At 40.0% G+C, this 15,897-nt stretch carries 15 protein-coding genes; 13 read left to right on the forward strand and 2 right to left on the reverse strand.

Annotated features, from left to right (window positions below):
- The first annotated feature begins 196 nt into the window (after window positions 1–196).
- From IQ283_RS06175 to IQ283_RS06195, 5 genes are all read left to right on the forward strand, one after another.
- On the forward strand, window positions 197–949 hold the full coding sequence (locus IQ283_RS06175; RefSeq protein ID WP_194219231.1) for a DeoR/GlpR family DNA-binding transcription regulator: 753 nt from the start codon (window positions 197–199) through the stop codon (window positions 947–949).
- Entirely contained in the window at window positions 946–1,878 is a 933-nt protein-coding gene (gene pfkB, locus IQ283_RS06180; RefSeq protein WP_194219232.1) for a 1-phosphofructokinase, read from the forward strand. The genes IQ283_RS06175 and pfkB overlap by 4 nt, the downstream gene beginning before the upstream one ends.
- Window positions 1,875–3,782: a PTS fructose transporter subunit IIABC gene (locus IQ283_RS06185; protein ID WP_194219233.1), complete on the forward strand. Its 1,908-nt coding sequence runs from the start codon at window positions 1,875–1,877 to the stop codon at window positions 3,780–3,782. Before pfkB ends, IQ283_RS06185 begins: the two co-directional genes overlap by 4 nt.
- Before the next feature lie 347 nt (window positions 3,783–4,129).
- Window positions 4,130–4,972 carry a pyrroline-5-carboxylate reductase gene (proC, locus tag IQ283_RS06190; protein WP_194219234.1) on the forward strand — a complete coding sequence of 281 codons (843 nt, stop codon included), beginning with the start codon at window positions 4,130–4,132 and terminating at the stop codon, window positions 4,970–4,972.
- A gap of 258 nt (window positions 4,973–5,230) precedes the next feature.
- Window positions 5,231–5,770 (forward strand): hypothetical protein, encoded by a 540-nt coding sequence (locus tag IQ283_RS06195; RefSeq protein ID WP_194219235.1) that lies wholly within the window; start codon window positions 5,231–5,233, stop codon window positions 5,768–5,770.
- A gap of 101 nt (window positions 5,771–5,871) precedes the next feature.
- Here IQ283_RS06195 and IQ283_RS06200 read toward each other — a convergent pair whose 3' ends face one another.
- Window positions 5,872–6,186, reverse strand: coding sequence for a hypothetical protein (locus IQ283_RS06200; protein WP_194219236.1), 315 nt, complete (start codon window positions 6,184–6,186; stop codon window positions 5,872–5,874).
- 167 nt (window positions 6,187–6,353) lie between these two features.
- Here IQ283_RS06200 and IQ283_RS06205 point away from each other — a divergent pair, with 167 nt between their 5' ends.
- On the forward strand, window positions 6,354–7,421 hold the full coding sequence (locus tag IQ283_RS06205) for a M42 family metallopeptidase (protein WP_194219237.1): 1,068 nt from the start codon (window positions 6,354–6,356) through the stop codon (window positions 7,419–7,421).
- Between the two features lie 66 nt (window positions 7,422–7,487).
- A complete protein-coding gene (locus IQ283_RS06210) occupies window positions 7,488–7,991 on the forward strand; it encodes a DUF84 family protein (RefSeq protein WP_194219238.1) in 504 nt (167 codons plus the stop codon).
- Here the strand turns inward: IQ283_RS06210 and IQ283_RS06215 are convergent.
- A complete protein-coding gene (locus IQ283_RS06215; RefSeq protein WP_194219239.1) occupies window positions 7,988–8,434 on the reverse strand; it encodes a YtoQ family protein in 447 nt (148 codons plus the stop codon). The genes IQ283_RS06210 and IQ283_RS06215 overlap by 4 nt on opposite strands.
- A 230-nt stretch (window positions 8,435–8,664) precedes the next feature.
- Between IQ283_RS06215 and IQ283_RS06220 the strand changes: the two genes are divergently transcribed.
- The 6 genes from IQ283_RS06220 (at window position 8,665) to IQ283_RS06245 (ending at window position 15,816) form a co-directional block, all read left to right on the forward strand.
- Window positions 8,665–9,678: a PTS transporter subunit IIC gene (locus tag IQ283_RS06220; protein WP_194219240.1), complete on the forward strand. Its 1,014-nt coding sequence runs from the start codon at window positions 8,665–8,667 to the stop codon at window positions 9,676–9,678.
- Window positions 9,679–9,694: 16 nt separating this feature from the next.
- Window positions 9,695–10,009: a thioredoxin family protein gene (locus IQ283_RS06225; RefSeq protein WP_194219241.1), complete on the forward strand. Its 315-nt coding sequence runs from the start codon at window positions 9,695–9,697 to the stop codon at window positions 10,007–10,009.
- A 94-nt stretch (window positions 10,010–10,103) separates the two neighbouring features.
- The gene (locus IQ283_RS06230; protein ID WP_194219242.1) at window positions 10,104–10,901 is read left to right on the forward strand and encodes a DUF1444 domain-containing protein; all 798 of its coding nucleotides are present in this window, start codon (window positions 10,104–10,106) and stop codon (window positions 10,899–10,901) included.
- A gap of 27 nt (window positions 10,902–10,928) precedes the next feature.
- On the forward strand, window positions 10,929–11,537 hold the full coding sequence (ytpR, locus tag IQ283_RS06235; protein ID WP_194219243.1) for a YtpR family tRNA-binding protein: 609 nt from the start codon (window positions 10,929–10,931) through the stop codon (window positions 11,535–11,537).
- A gap of 195 nt (window positions 11,538–11,732) precedes the next feature.
- A complete protein-coding gene (locus IQ283_RS06240) occupies window positions 11,733–14,573 on the forward strand; it encodes a DNA translocase FtsK (RefSeq protein WP_242057261.1) in 2,841 nt (946 codons plus the stop codon).
- 145 nt (window positions 14,574–14,718) lie between these two features.
- Window positions 14,719–15,816, forward strand: a complete 1,098-nt coding sequence (locus tag IQ283_RS06245) for a nicotinate phosphoribosyltransferase (RefSeq protein ID WP_194219244.1) — start codon at window positions 14,719–14,721, stop codon at window positions 15,814–15,816.
- The last annotated feature ends 81 nt before the right edge of the window (window positions 15,817–15,897 follow it).

Raw genomic sequence — 15,897 nt, forward strand, 5'->3', positions numbered from 1 at the left:
GGACTGCTAAAGGCAGTCTTCTTTTTTTGTTCAAATAAAACTTTGTTCAAATTGTAATGATAAGCAATTGTGGTTTATAGAAAGTCTCGTATGATCATTTATGATTGTTTTTGATTGTTTTTGAATAAATTTGAACGAAAATGATTGACTATTGAAAGTGCTTTCATTATAATGAGATTAGAAAGTAGGTGATGAATTGTTAAATGCTGAACGTCATTTCATCATTTTACAAGTTCTTAAAGAAAAAGAAACGGTTACGGTACATGATTTGAGCGATGCAACTGGAGCTTCAGTTTCAACTATTCGTCGTGACCTTGTCCAACTGGAAGAAGAGAATAAGCTAAAGCGAGTACATGGCGGAGCATCTCTTTTTCACTCGAAGTGGACAGAACCGTCGCTTGGTGAGAAATCAACACAGAATTTGACTGAAAAGGAAAAAATCGCTTCTTACGCCGCTGGATTAGTTAAAGATGGTGACTGTATTTTTCTTGATGCAGGGACAACGACTCAGAAAATTGCTGAGTTTTTATCTGACAAACAGGTGATGGTTGTGACTAACGGATATCCTGTAATTGAGAGTCTTCAAGGAGATAGAATAACCACCTATGTGATTGGTGGGAAGTTCAAATCAAGAACAGGAGCTATGACAGGAGTAAAGGCGCTTGAAAGTATTGAAACATATCGGTTTGATAAATGTTTTATAGGTATAAACGGTATTCATGAAACGTTAGGATATACAACAGCTGACCCTGATGAAGCCATTATCAAAAGAGCAGCGATTAAACTATCGCGCGAACCATACATTATTGCAGATTACTCGAAATTCGGAGAAGCGGCATTCAGTAAGGTGGCTGATCTTGAAGCATGTGCCATCATTACGAACGAAAATTCTGAAATGCTCTTAGATAATATTAGTAAACAAACAACAGTAGAAGTGGTGAAAATATGATTTATACAATTACATTAAATCCATCAGTTGACTATATTGTTCGACTGGATGACCTTAAAATGGGGCTTGTTAATACAGTAGATGAAGAAACAAAGATTGCCGGTGGTAAAGGCGTTAATGTTACCAAAGTATTAAAACGACTTGGACACGATTCTACAGCGTTAGGATTTGTAGGCGGTTTTACAGGTCAATTTATTGAACAATCACTAAAAGATGAAAGCCTACATCCTCATTTCATCCATGTTGAAGGTGATACGCGAATTAACATTAAGTTAAAAAATGGTGAGGAAACTGAAATTAATGGACTATCCCCAATGATTTCTGAAGGAAATGTTGAGAAATTACTTCAACAACTTTCACAAACTGTCGCGGGTGATATCGTCGTAATGGCAGGTAGCGTGCCGACTAGTATTGATCAAAATATCTACTCTAATATCTTGAAGTCCTTACCAGACGGAGTGCAGGCTATTGTAGACACCAAGGGAAAAGCATTGGAAGAAACCGTGAAAGCAAAGCCATTCCTAGTGAAGCCGAATCATCATGAACTTGGCGATTTGTTTGGAGTTAAAATAACTTCAGTGGAAGATGCAGTTGAATACGGGAAGAAAGTGCAACAAATGGGAGCAATGAACGTGATTGTCTCAATGGCCGGTGATGGGGCTGTGCTGATTACATCTAATGAGATTCTTTTCGGAAATGTCCCGGTCGGTAAAGTACAGAATTCAGTTGGAGCAGGGGATTCAGTCGTAGCTGGTTTTCTAAGTAAATATATTGAAACTGAGAATTTGAAGGAAGCATTCCAATCTGGAATTGCAGCAGGCAGTGCAAGCGCATTTTCAACAGGCTTTTGTACAGCAGAAGAAGTACAAGAATTAAGAAAGCAAATTAGGGTTCAGACTTATGAAGAAATGGGAGGTCGAGGTATATGAGAATCACAGAATTATTAACAAAAGAGACAATGATTCTGAATCTTGAAGCGGATTCAAAAGATCGTGTTATTAATGAGCTATCTGAAAAACTAGAGAGAGCAGGCAAATTACAGGACCTTAACGCGTTCAAAAAAGCGATACATGCGCGTGAGAAAGAGAGTACGACTGGTATTGGAGAAGGTATAGCCATTCCTCATGCCAAAACAGCAGCAGTAAAGGCACCAGCGATTGTGTTTGGACGTTCTAATGCGGGTATCGATTATCAGTCTCTTGACGGTCAGCCGGCGCACCTGTTCTTTATGATTGCTGCGACTGAAGGTGCAAACCAAACGCATCTAGAAGCGCTATCAAGACTATCTTCATTCTTAATGGATAACGAATTCCGTAAAGGGCTTCTTGAAGCAAGAACGGAAGAAGAAGTTTTGCAAGCATTTGATCAGAAAGAAGAAGAAAATGCTGATGAAGAAGAAGTAGAAGAAACAACTGAAGTTACTGGGAAAATATTAGCTGTTACAGCATGCCCTACAGGAATTGCTCACACGTATATGGCTGCGGATGCGCTGAAAGCGAAAGCATCTGAAATGGGTTATAGTGTCAAAGTTGAAACAAATGGATCTGGAGGCGTGAAAAATCGTCTAACTGATGAAGAAATTGAAAAGGCACCTGGTATTATTGTTGCTGCTGATACGAAGGTAGAAATGGAACGTTTCAAAGGAAAAAAAGTAATTGAAGTTCCAGTGGCAGAAGCAATCCGGAAGCCAGCTGACTTGTTGAAGCAGGCAGCAAATGGCGATGCGCCAGTCTATAAATCTTCAGGGTCATACGAAGATCAAATCAGTGAGAAGAAAAACGAAAGAAAAGGAAAGCAATCAGCTTTCTACAAGCACTTAATGAACGGTGTTTCGAATATGCTTCCGCTCGTAGTTGGTGGCGGTATTTTGATAGCCCTTTCATTTATCTTTGGTATCAATGCTGCAGATCCAGATGACCCAAGTTACAATGCATTTGCAGCAGCACTTAGCACAATTGGCGGTGGAAATGCCTTTGCCCTTATGATTCCAGTTCTTGCAGGATTTATTGCAATGAGTATTGCCGATCGTCCTGGTCTTGCTCCTGGTCTTGTTGGTGGCTTGATGGCTTCTACAAACGGTGCAGGGTTCCTAGGTGGACTCATTGCTGGTTTCCTTGCTGGTTACGCTGTTCTTCTTTTGAAAAAGCTTTTCTCTGGACTACCACAGTCTCTAGAAGGGTTAAAGCCAGTCTTGCTTTATCCACTGTTTGGTATTTTTATTACAGGGATTATTATGATGTACGTTGTAATCGAGCCAGTTGGGGCTCTGAATACAGGGCTTGAGAACTGGTTGAGTGGTATGGGCACTACGAATAAACTCCTTCTTGGCTTAATACTAGGAGGAATGATGGCGGTAGATATGGGTGGTCCAATTAATAAAGCGGCCTTTACGTTTGGTATTGCGATGATTGATGCAGGTAATCTGACGTATCATGCAGCGATTATGGCAGGCGGTATGACACCACCACTTGGACTCGCACTTGCAACAACACTATTTAAAAATCGATTTAACAAAACTGAGCGTGAAGCAGGAAAAGTAGCGTATGTGATGGGGGCTTCATTCATCACAGAAGGCGCAATTCCATTTGCAGCAGCAGATCCAGGCCGAGTTATTCCTTCCATTATTGTTGGTTCATCTGTTGCAGGTGCATTAACAATGTTGTTTAATATAGCTTTACCAGCACCGCATGGCGGAGCGTTTGTTATCTGGTCTGTGAATAACATCTCATTAACTCATATTCTTCTCTATATCCTTGCCATTGTCATTGGTACAGTTATTACGGCATTGATGGTAGGAATATTGAAGAAATCTAGACCACAAGTACAAGCATAATAATGAGAGGTCCCAAAAGGGGACCTCTTTTTTGCTATATTTATGGAAAAGCAAATCGAAATTCATATAAGTAATGAATAGAATCCATCGTTTAAAAAAACTGAAGCGAACCTTTTTTACCACAATATGTTAATGGCGCAGTCTTGATGAGAGCTTGTGAGATGGCGTGAGAAGCGATATACGTCGATCTCATTCACGTAGTTTACGTTGAGATTCGAATGATAGCGTTTTCACTATGTATCTTGCACGTATGCTTATTTCTTGCTTCATAAAGGTTGAAGCGTGGTGGATGCAGTGTTAGTATAAATGACCGTAGATGATTTTTCGGAAATCCAAAGGAGGCAATCATGCTAGAAAATAAAACCGTAACGTTTATCGGAGCGGGTTCAATGGCAGAAGCAATGGCTGCAGGAATGATTGAGTCAGGTACTATTGAACCTGAACGTATTATTATGACAAACAGAAGTAATGAACAACGTCGTCAGGAACTTATGGAGAACCACGGCGTATTGGCGACTCAAAGTATAGAATTCGCAGTTCGTGAGGCTAATGTTGTTATCCTAGCAATGAAGCCAAAAGATGTTGAACGTGCACTTGAAGGAATTGAAGATTTCATTTCAGATGATCAACTTCTCTTATCAGTTCTTGCTGGCGTACCATCATCTTATATTGAGGATCAGCTCGATGGAGAGCAACCAGTGATCCGCGTTATGCCGAACACTTCAAGTATGATTGGTAAATCCATTTCTGCCCTAGCAGCAGGAAAACATGTAAATGATGAGCAGGTGTCAATTGCCCGCGCACTTATTCGTTCTATTGGCGAAACAGTCGTGATCGAAGAAAAACAAATGGACGTATTTACAGGTGTTGCTGGAAGCGGACCGGCTTACATTTATTATGTTATTGAAAGTTTAGAAAAAGCAGCAATTGAAGGCGGTATTGAAACGGAAACAGCAAGGAAAATGGCTGTTCAAACTGTACTTGGTGCTGGAATGATGGCAGAGCAATCAGAAGACTCTCCAGCTGATCTTAGAAAGAAAGTTACTTCACCAAATGGAACAACTCAAGCAGGTCTTGAGGCATTGTATGAAAATGGTGGAGGAGAAGCTTTTGAAGCCGCTGTTGAGAATGCTGCAACACGCTCAAAAGAAATTAGCAACGAGTTTAATAAAAAACCTGTTATTCAATAAGAATCGGTGCATACCGGTTCTTTTTTTTGCTGTGCTCGTTAGTATCCCATTTTTATACTAAATCATATGAGATAAAAGGAAACTTATATAGCCGTTATGAAATCGTGAAAAAGGGTATGGGGCTATAAAGGTAGAACCAGAATCTATCCTCTCCTTCCTCGTATTGGATGTTTTTTTCTATAAAATGTTAGTAGAATAATAGATGGAATATGATATGATAAGAATTGGATAATTTGTTTGATAGAGGAGGAAAAAATGATGAAAAAAGGGATTTTTGCACTTATTGCTGCGTTTTTGATCGCATTACCTTTCGCGAATACTGCAGCACAAGCTGAAGCTGATGTTAGTGGTGATGTAAAGAAGGGTGTTGCGGGTTACCTTGGGGAAGAGCATTATGACTATGATAAAGGTTCTCTTAAAGTTGTAGATGCTGAAAACATTGAAGTTGATAGCTCGGCAGATAAGGACTTTAGTAAGGTTTCTATGATGCTTGTAGAATTCACGACAGTTCGTGACAATATCTTCTTTGAAGATCATACACAGGTCCTTTTCTATGACACTGAAGCTAATGCTATTATTCCAGACTCAAAAGTATTAGACATTGAAAAAGCAAAAGAATACAAAGACAGTCATGCAGACGTAACGGGTGAGCATCTTCATATGAGTGTTATTCTAATTCTAAGTGCAATAATGCTTGTTGGTCCAGCACTTCTTGCTTATCTATGGTCAAAAAATAAGTATTCAACTCTTCGTTTTAAATTACAAAATAATGTATACGATACGAATACTACTTTCTAATTAATTAATGTATGTAACCCCCTTGCGATTCTTCCGCAAGGGGGTTTTAATGATTCAAGACTTCAAAACGAAGTCCCAAGAAGCCTAAAGAGTTAGTCCTCTTATTGAGCTTGTAATTCTACTAGTGTGCCTGTTTCAGCATCAACCATAAATTCAAGCTGTTGAAGCTGGCCTTCTTTTTCACAGGTAAGTCCACCAGCATAGACTGTGAAGGGGAGGTCGAACTTTTCTACTGAATCCGTTTTCATGTGAATCCATGAACCTTTGACAGTATAAGTGGATTTGACAGCTCCCTTCACAGCTTTTAGTGCCTTTTCAGGTGATATATACGTTTTTTTAGAAGCAATCGTTGAAGTAGTAATAGCTGCTGCTCCAGCTCCAATAAGCGCTCCAATTAATAGATCTCTTGTTTTCATTACTATGATTCTCCCTTCCTTTAATGGACGATTTATTTTCCATCTTCAGTATATCTGAAGTTAGCTCTCTGACCAAATATTTCTATAGAAAATCCGTGACACTAGCAACAATTATCTAGATTCGATACAATAGGAAAGGAATAGAGGAACGATGGAAGGGGATACATATGGAAAAAGAAACTCTCACGTTATTTAAAACATTAACTGAATTACAAGGTGCTCCTGGTTTTGAACATGATGTTAGAAAATTCGTGAAAAGTGAGATTGGCAAGTACACGGATGAAATTATTCAAGATAATCTTGGAAGCGTTTTTGGAGTTAAACGAAACAATGGCCCACGCATTATGGTAGCTGGCCACATGGATGAAGTTGGGTTTATGGTTACATCAATTACTGAAAATGGGATGCTTCGTTTTCAAACACTTGGTGGATGGTGGAGCCAGGTGCTTCTTGCTCAGCGTGTTCAGGTTATGACCAAAAATGGTCCTATTCCTGGAGTTATTGGTTCGATTCCTCCACATTTGCTTGATGATGCTACACGAAACAAGCCAATGGCTATTAAAAATATGCTCATTGATATTGGTGCGGATAACAAAGAAGACGCAGAAAAAATTGGTGTCATGCCTGGACAACAGATCGTACCGGTATGTCCATTTACGCCTATGGCAAACGAAAAGAAAATCATGGCAAAAGCGTGGGATAACCGCTATGGTGTAGGTCTTGCCATTGAGCTGTTGAAGGAGCTTCAGAATGAAGAGCTTCCAAATGAGCTTTATTCTGGTGCTACAGTTCAGGAGGAAGTAGGTTTACGTGGGGCACAAACAGCAGCAAACATGATTAATCCTGATCTTTTCTATGCTCTTGATGCTAGTCCTGCCAACGATATGACTGGAGATAAAAATGAATTTGGCCAGCTTGGTAAAGGGGCTCTCCTGCGTATTTATGATCGATCAATGGTTACTCATCAGGGGCTAAGGGATTTTGTGCTTGATACAGCGGAGAGCAACGAAATTCCTTATCAGTATTTCATCTCTCAAGGTGGAACTGATGCTGGACGAGTGCATTTATCTAATAACGGAGTACCATCTGCAGTAGTAGGAATTTGTTCAAGATACATTCATACGTCTTCATCAATGATTCACGTAGATGATTACGCAGCAGCAAAAGAACTATTGATTAAATTAGTGAAGTCAACAGATCAAACTACAGTAGATAGCATTAAAAGCAACGTGTAAGTGAGAAGGGGCCAAAACGGCTCCTTTTCTTATGAGATCTTTTAAAAAATGGTGGAGGGAAGATGTATGGATAAAGTTGCAATCGGGTCGACAAATCCTGTGAAAGTTAATGCAGTCAAAGCTCACTTTAAAGGTGAAGTAGTGGGGGTGAGCGTTGAGTCAGGTGTCGCTGAGCAGCCTTGGGGTGATGAAGAAACACTTCTTGGTGCTAAACAAAGAGCAATAGCTGCAATGGAAAAAGGGCATTCGACAATTGGTATAGGTCTTGAAGGTGGAGTACAGATGGTAGGGGAGCACTTATACGTTTGTAATTGGGGAGCACTTGTAGATAAGATAGGGAATGAAGTAGTAGCCGGTGGTGCAAGATTTCCACTTCCTGAAGAAATTAAGAAGAAGTTAGAACAAGGGGAGGAATTAGGTCCTGTCATTTCAGATTATGCGAGACGAGTCGATGTTAGCAAAAAAGAAGGCGCCATTGGTGTTTTTACCAATTGCGCCGTTACAAGAACTGACATGTATGAACAACTAGTTTCTTTACTGGTCGGTCAATATCAGCTGATGATTCGTTAATTTGTTTCTAAAATATAGGACAGGGCTTTTAGTGCCTGATCAGTATTTTCCACTGTAACTTGAGCTTTGTTCGATAGCTCCTTTAAAGGATGGTGCAATGATTCAGGGCGAACTAGAATAAGTGGTTTGCCAAGGGTGATAGCTGTAGCAGCATCCATTGCACTGTTCCATTGTTTGTAACTTTCACCAAATAGTGCGAGGACAACATCTGATTTTTCAAGAAGAACCTGAGTTCTGAGGTTATTGATCTCTGAAGCTGCTTCATCCTTCATAATAGCATTAGGCTGATTGCCTTTAATTTCTTCGCCAATGGCGTCAGAACGCTCATGATTTTCCATGGGTCCTACGAAGTGAATAGGTAATTCCAGTTTGATTGCTTTTTCTTTTAATTCATTTCTCCAGTTATCGTGAATTTGTCCAGCAAGATAAACAGTTAAGTCCATTTGTAGTCCTCCTTTAATTTGATACCGGTATTATTGTAGCATGGCTTTTTCATATATTCCCAGTAAAGTGAACGAGTAAAACCTTTCTCGATAGTAGAAGGTTAAATTACTATTTCTGTTTGAATAAGGAAAAATGAAGATACCCGTTAGTTCTGAAACCTTAATCAAACGTGGTAAATAAGAAATTTGTGTATACTAAGTAAGGATCATCGGTCTGGAAGGAGAAAGTAATGAACGGATTTTTGCAAAGGAAAGGCGTAACTCTATCACCACGAGTCTATTTTATTACAGCTCTAAGCTACATGGCTCTTGGTCTATTTTCGTCGTTAATTATTGGCTTGATACTGAAAACGATTGGAGGGCAAATCTCATCGTTATCATTTCTTGTTCCTATTGGTGAGCTTGCGATGAGTTTAATGGGACCAGCAATTGGTGTCGCCGTAGCGTATGGTCTACAAGCGCCTCCTCTTGTCTTATTTGCGTCGCTTCTAGCGGGTGCAGCGGGTGCTGAGCTTGGCGGTCCAGCAGGTAGTTACGCTGCAGCGATTATCGCGGCGGAAGCGGGCAAACTTGTTTCGAAGTCAACTAAGTTAGATATTATCGTGACGCCACTAATCACTATTTTTGCAGGTTATGGAACGGCAGCTCTTATCGGACCTGGCATTCAAACATTACTGACTAATTTTGGTTCACTCATTATGTGGGCGACAGAGCAACGCCCGATAATTATGGGAATTATAGTAGCTGTGCTTATGGGACTAGCTCTTACGGCGCCGATTTCTAGTGCGGCCATTGCAATCATGCTAGGATTAGAAGGCATTGCTGCAGGAGCAGCTACAGTTGGTTGTGCAGCTCAAATGGTTGGTTTTGCTGTAAGTAGCTACCGAGAGAATGGGGTAGGGGGCGTCATTGCTCAAGGAATTGGTACTTCTATGTTACAAGTTGGGAATATTGTTCGAAACCCATGGATTCTTCTTCCACCTACGCTAGCTGGCGCTATTCTTGCCCCGATTGGCAGCGGTTGGCTGACGATGTTAAACAACCCTTCAGGTGCCGGTATGGGGACGAGCGGCTTTGTTGGACAAATCATGACATTGAACGTTATGGGTGCCGGAGGAAATATTTGGACAGCTATTCTTCTATTGCATTTTATTGGACCAGCTATTATAAGTCTGCTAATATCCGAGGTAATGAGAAAAAAAGGACTCATTCGTCCAGGAGATATGAAAATTAATACCGATTAGTACTAGGAGGTTTATCATGAAGAAATTTGCCACTCATGAAGAATATTTACAAGCAATTAAAGAAGGGAAATCGGTTTTGTTATTTTCCGCAGATTGGTGCCCTGATTGTCGCGTTATCGATCCGTTTCTTCCAGATTTAGAAGAGAAGTACTCTGAGCTAGATTTCTATTACGTTGATCGTGATGATCATATTGAACTTTGCCAAGAAATGGATGTTTTTGGCATTCCAAGTTTTGTAGCCTTTAATGAAGGTGAAGAGACAGGAAGATTTGTAAGTAAGATGAGAAAAAGCAAGGAAGAAATTGAGGAATTTCTTACAGAAGTTAAGTAATTTCGTACAAAGCTATGCGTGGCATAGCTTTGTTTTTGTATTGGTTTATTTCATGGTATGATAAAAGAACATCTCAATTATAGGTGGTGAAAATATGGAACCAAAAGAATTGAAGAAATTGCTCGAAAAACGTCTTCAACAAGAAGACCGTGAGCTTACATACAATCAAAAGGAAGAAAAACTTAGGGTAGAGGATAGTTCAACAGGTAAAGGAATTAGTCTTGGATTAAAGGGATTGTCTGCTAAGTATGAAGAGCGAGGCGAAAAGATACTAGATGAAGTCGTTCATCATGTAGAAGAAACGTTAAAAGTAATGAGAGAGAAGCAAAAACTTAATGGTAAAGAAAACCGCATCTTTCCAGTCATTCGCTCGGGGTCGTTTGCTTCAGAAACGGAAGCTGGCGTTCCATTTGTTTTCGAAGAACATACGGCGGAGACAAGAATCTACTATGCACTTGATCTTGGTCATTCTTATCGCTTGATTGATGAGGAATGGTTAAAGAAGGAAAATTGGACGAAAGAAGCCTTGCATGAAGTGTCATTGTTCAATTTAAGAGGGTTATCTACTGAAGTGAAAGCAGATACGGTTGCAGGAAATACATTTTATTTCTTGAATACAAACGACGGCTATGACGCAAGTAGAATTCTTAATGATTCATTATTGGAACGCATGGCGAAGAGTGCGAAGGGTGAATTAGCGGTAGCTGTTCCTCATCAAGATGTCCTGATTTTTGCTGATATTGAGAATGAGCAAGGTTATGATGCACTTGCACAGTTGACCATGCATTTCTTTTCTAGTGGACTCGTACCAGTAACTGGACTTCCCTTTATGTATGAAGATGGAAAATTAGAGCCGGTATTTATTATGGCGAAAAACAAACCGAAAAAATAACTGTTTGATAAAAGGAGTACATGGACAATGAACATGTTTTACAATAAAGAAGGCGTTGGAGATACTCTAATCGTTACTTTAGGAAGTACTGAACGAGAAGATAAAGCAGTTCAGCGCAAAGAGAATATTGCACGTATTTATAGTAAAGAAACGAATAAAACTATTGGCTATAATCTATTTCATTTTTCACAAATCCAGGAGTTAACAAGCTCAGGTGTCGTTGAGGAAAGCGAAGAGCTTGTTAATGCTGTCAATCGGGCCATCCAAGCTAACGGATTTGATGATGAACTTGTGTACGATGCTTCCCCTAAGTTTGTTGTGGGTTATGTCGAGGAAATGGAAAAGCATCCGAATGCTGATAAATTAAATATTTGTCAGGTGAACGTAGGACAAGAAAAGCTCCAAATCGTTTGTGGTGCTCCAAACGTCGACAAAGGGCAAAAGGTGGTCGTTGCGAAGGTTGGAGCCGTCATGCCTTCTGGTATGATCATAAAGGATGCGAGCTTGCGAGGAATTGAATCAACTGGAATGATTTGCTCAGCAAAAGAACTTGCACTACCAGATGCTCCTCAGGAGAAAGGGATTCTGGTCCTTCCAGAGGATCATGAAATTGGTACGGAATTTAAGGCCTACTAGAAATTTTTCTAGTAGGTTTTTTCTTTCTATAAAATTGGGAATAAGGAATATTGAACCTATTTTTGCGGTTTTAGACGAAGAACCTGTTTTTTTTACGAAAGATTTTAGAAACAGCCTTACAATGATAGGGGAGTTTCCGATAAAATAGAAGAATAAATCGACCTAAAAGGGCTTAATTAGAAAAGGTGATAGTAGTTGGATAATAATTGGATAAAAAAAGCGTGGAATAAATTATTTGACCTTGATGAGGAAGAAGAACCTCAAAGAAAGGAAACAGATGTTAAAGAAACAAAATCGTTAAAAGACCGACCTGATCGAAAACACTCCATTGGGCGGATGGAAAATGCGAATCGGAAGAATGAAGCAAGGATTGTTCACCAATACCCAAGAGAAGGGAACTTTCGATTCCCTCTTATTCCGGATCATTCAAATAACCAAAAGAATAAAGAAGGGAGAAAAGAAGTCCAACGCCATCAAAGTGAACAGATTCCTACGAAAAAACCTAAGGCTGAGAATCGTAATCAGAGCATCACTTCTCCGAAGAAAGATGGCGCCTCCAGCAAAACGACGAGGGATGGGCTTTCAGAAAACAACGGTTCAGTAACAAATAAAAAGTTCTCAGGTGTGAATTTCAAACCATCTCAAATCCCATCACCTATTTATGGTTTTAGCAAACGTCCTGTTACTGAAAAAATGGAAGAAGAAGTAAAAAAATCGCATCCAAACAATCGATATACATCACTCGATAAAAGTGACGTAATTGAAAAACTTATCCAGGAACCTGAACCTTATTCACTAAGCGAAGGGAACGGCATACTGACGGATTCAGATCAAGTTACTCAAGGTGTCGATCAGCAAGAGACTGAAGCCGTTAGTGTGAAAGAAGAAACGACAAACAATGCAATTGTTAATGAAGAAGAAAGAGAAGACAATAGAGAGGTCTTCATTTCTGATAAGAACAACTTTGAAGTTAAAAGCGATGCTTCCTTACCTCTTGAGACAGAAAAAGAGAGTGAGCAATCTAGTGAAGCCGATTTGGAAATCAGTCAGCCTGAGAAACAGTGGGAGCAAATAGAAACTCTCACTGAAGATGTAACATTAGAAGAAACAAACGACCTTCAAAAGAACGAGATGTTAGAAGAGGAAAACGAAGAGAAATCAGAGTGGACTGCTGATTATGAAGTGACAGATGATATGGAAGAGGACTTTATCATTTCAGATGAAGATTTTATTGTTGAGCATCAAAATGAGGAACAAACAGCTATTGAAGAATCACCAGAACCAGAACCAGAACCAGAACCAGAACCAGAACCAGAACCAGAACCAGAACCAGAACCAGAACCAGAACCAGAACCAGAACCAGAACCAGAACCAGAACCAGAACCAGAACCAGAACCATCTAATCAACTCGAAGTAGAACAGCAGTTTCAGCGAGAACAAATAGAAGAAACAATTGAGGAGTCGTCTCAACATCTTGAACATAAGGAGAAAAATGTTCAAGAACAATCCGGACGGGATTCCGCTCGACCAAAGCCGCAGGTTCCTTACAATGTAATGATGCTTGCGAATGACCGACGTCATTTAACAAAAAAACCAGGCAGTGGAGCAGAATATAAACTTCCTCCTATTTCACTTCTTGATATCCCTCCTCGCAATGAAGGTAATGACGAGCAGTGGCTTGAAGAGCAAAGGGAACTATTGGAGCTAACCCTTTCAAACTTTAATGTACAGGCTAAGGTAGTAGGGGCAACAATGGGGCCGACGGTTACCCGTTTCGAAGTGCAGCCAAGTCCAGGAGTTAAGGTGAATAAGATTACGAATTTAAGTGATGACATTAAATTAAGTCTAGCAGCTAGAGACATAAGAATGGAAGCACCGATACCTGGAAAGAATGCAATAGGAATTGAAGTGCCAAACCCTACGAGTAAGCCTGTATTTATTCGGGAGATTGTTCGAAGTGGAGCATTCCAATCTGAAGGTTCACTATTAAATGCGGCGCTCGGTTTTGACATTGCTGGGGAAGCAAAAATAACTGATATTCAAAAAATGCCTCATGGTCTTATTGCGGGTGCTACAGGGTCTGGTAAGAGTGTATGTATCAATTCGATCTTAGTGAGCTTATTGCTTAAAGCAAATCCTAATGATGTAAAGATGATGTTAATTGATCCTAAAATGGTAGAACTTGCACCATATAATGGCCTGCCACATCTAGTCACACCAGTTATTAATGATGTGAAAGAAGCTACTACTGCTTTAAAGTGGGCAGTGGATGAAATGGAAGAGCGTTATGAGAAATTTGCGGCAGCTGGTGTTCGAGATATCAAGCGATATAACGAGCGAGCGATAAACCACGGAGAACCTCAGCACAAACTACCATACATTGTCATTGTGATTGATGAACTCGCTGATCTAATGATGGTTTCACCACAGGACGTTGAGGATGCGATTTGTCGAATTGCACAGAAAGCAAGAGCTTGTGGGATTCATCTACTAGTGGCAACGCAAAGACCGTCAGTTGATGTAATTACAGGGCTTATTAAAGCGAACATCCCTACACGTATTGCTTTCTCTGTATCTTCGCAAATTGATTCTAGAACAATCCTTGATACAAGTGGCGCTGAGAAGCTTCTAGGAAAAGGCGATATGCTTTGTTTGGAGAATGGATCCTCGAAACCAGTTCGATTGCAAGGTAATTTTGTTTCGGACGAAGAAATTGAGCGAGTGACATCCTACGTACGTAAGCAGCGGAAGCCGAATTATTTGATCAAAAAAGAAGATTTAATGAAGAAGCAGCAGTACGATGATCAGGAAGATGAATTGTTTGAGGAAGCGTGCATGTGGGCACTTGAACAAGGTCAGGCTTCTTCTTCTGCACTGCAACGTCGTTTCCGAATAGGATTCAATCGAGCGGCAAGACTAATTGAAATGATGGAAGAACGTGGATTAGTATCTGAAGCTATGGGAAGCAAGCCTAGAAGTATTTTAATGACGAAAGCTGATTTTGAAGAAACATTCCTAAAAGATATGCACGTATAGTGCATATCTTTTCTACTTGTTTTATAGAGCCAGGTTCTATATGATAAGTAGTGTTAAGCTAATGTTAAATTATAGTCAGATAAGTGAATGGTTGAACATAGAGAGCTCACATTCGAATGACGAAACTACTTGAAGGAGCCCCATTATGAAGGAAATTGAACTTAAAATGCAAGGCAAAATAAAAAGGCTTACGAACCGAACCTTTAAATTTGATGAGCGTGTAGGCGAAGGCTGGTTTTCAGCTGTTTACTTCCTAAAGACATGCGAAATTGTGGAAGAGTTCAAGCCGGACAATATTGTGACAATGCAGTTCTTTCAAAAACATGATGCCGTTCTTTGTGGTTCAGATGAAGCAATTGCACTCATAAAAACCTTTGCGAAGGACCCTGAATCGCTTGAAATAGAGTCGCTAAAGGATGGGGATAAAATCTCTCCATTTGAAACGGTTTTGAAAATTAAAGGGCCATATCAAAACTTCGGTTTTCTCGAAGGAATTATTGATGGTATTCTGGGCAGAAGAACATCCGTCGCGACGAATGTTTATCATGTAGTGAAAGCAGCACGATCATCAGGTATCCAAAAACCGGTTATTTTCATGGGCGATCGTGATGATCATTATACTCAACAAGCGGGTGACGGGTATGCTTCTCATATTGGGGGCTCTACTGCACAGGCAACCCATGCGATGAATGAATGGTGGGGCAAAAGAGGAATGGGAACTATGCCCCATGCCTTAATTCAACTTTTTAAAGGTGATGTTGTTGAAGCATCAAAAGCTTATTATGCGAAATACCCTGAAGATGAATTGATTTCTCTTGTTGATTACAATAATGATGTTATTACGGATTCATTACGTGTAGCAAGGGAATTTGGCAAGACCTTGAAGGGTGTTCGAGTTGATACCTCTCGTACGATGGTTGATCAGTATTTTTGGCGTAATCCTGATGTTCTAGGGACGTTCGATCCAAGAGGGGTTAATGCAGAACTGATTTTTGCACTTAGAGATGCCCTTGATAAAGAAGGCTTCGAGCATGTAAAAATTGTAGTAAGCGGCGGTTTTACGGAAGAAAGAATTCGAACGTTTGAATCTCAAAACGTTCCTGTTGATATTTATGGTGTTGGAAGTAGTTTGCTTAAAGTAGACATTGGATTTACAGGAGATAATGTCATTCTTGATGATGAAGCAGAAGCTAAAGCAGGCAGAAAATATCGACACAACCCGCGTTTAGAGCGTGTTGAATAAGCAAAAAAGACAGGAACAAAATCCTGTCTTTTTTGCGCCCGTAGTGCCAAATTACTTTGATGAATTATATTGGAGACCTGT

The sequence above is a fragment of the Pseudalkalibacillus hwajinpoensis genome, assembly GCF_015234585.1.
Taxonomy (GTDB): domain Bacteria; phylum Bacillota; class Bacilli; order Bacillales; family Guptibacillaceae; genus Guptibacillus; species Guptibacillus hwajinpoensis_B.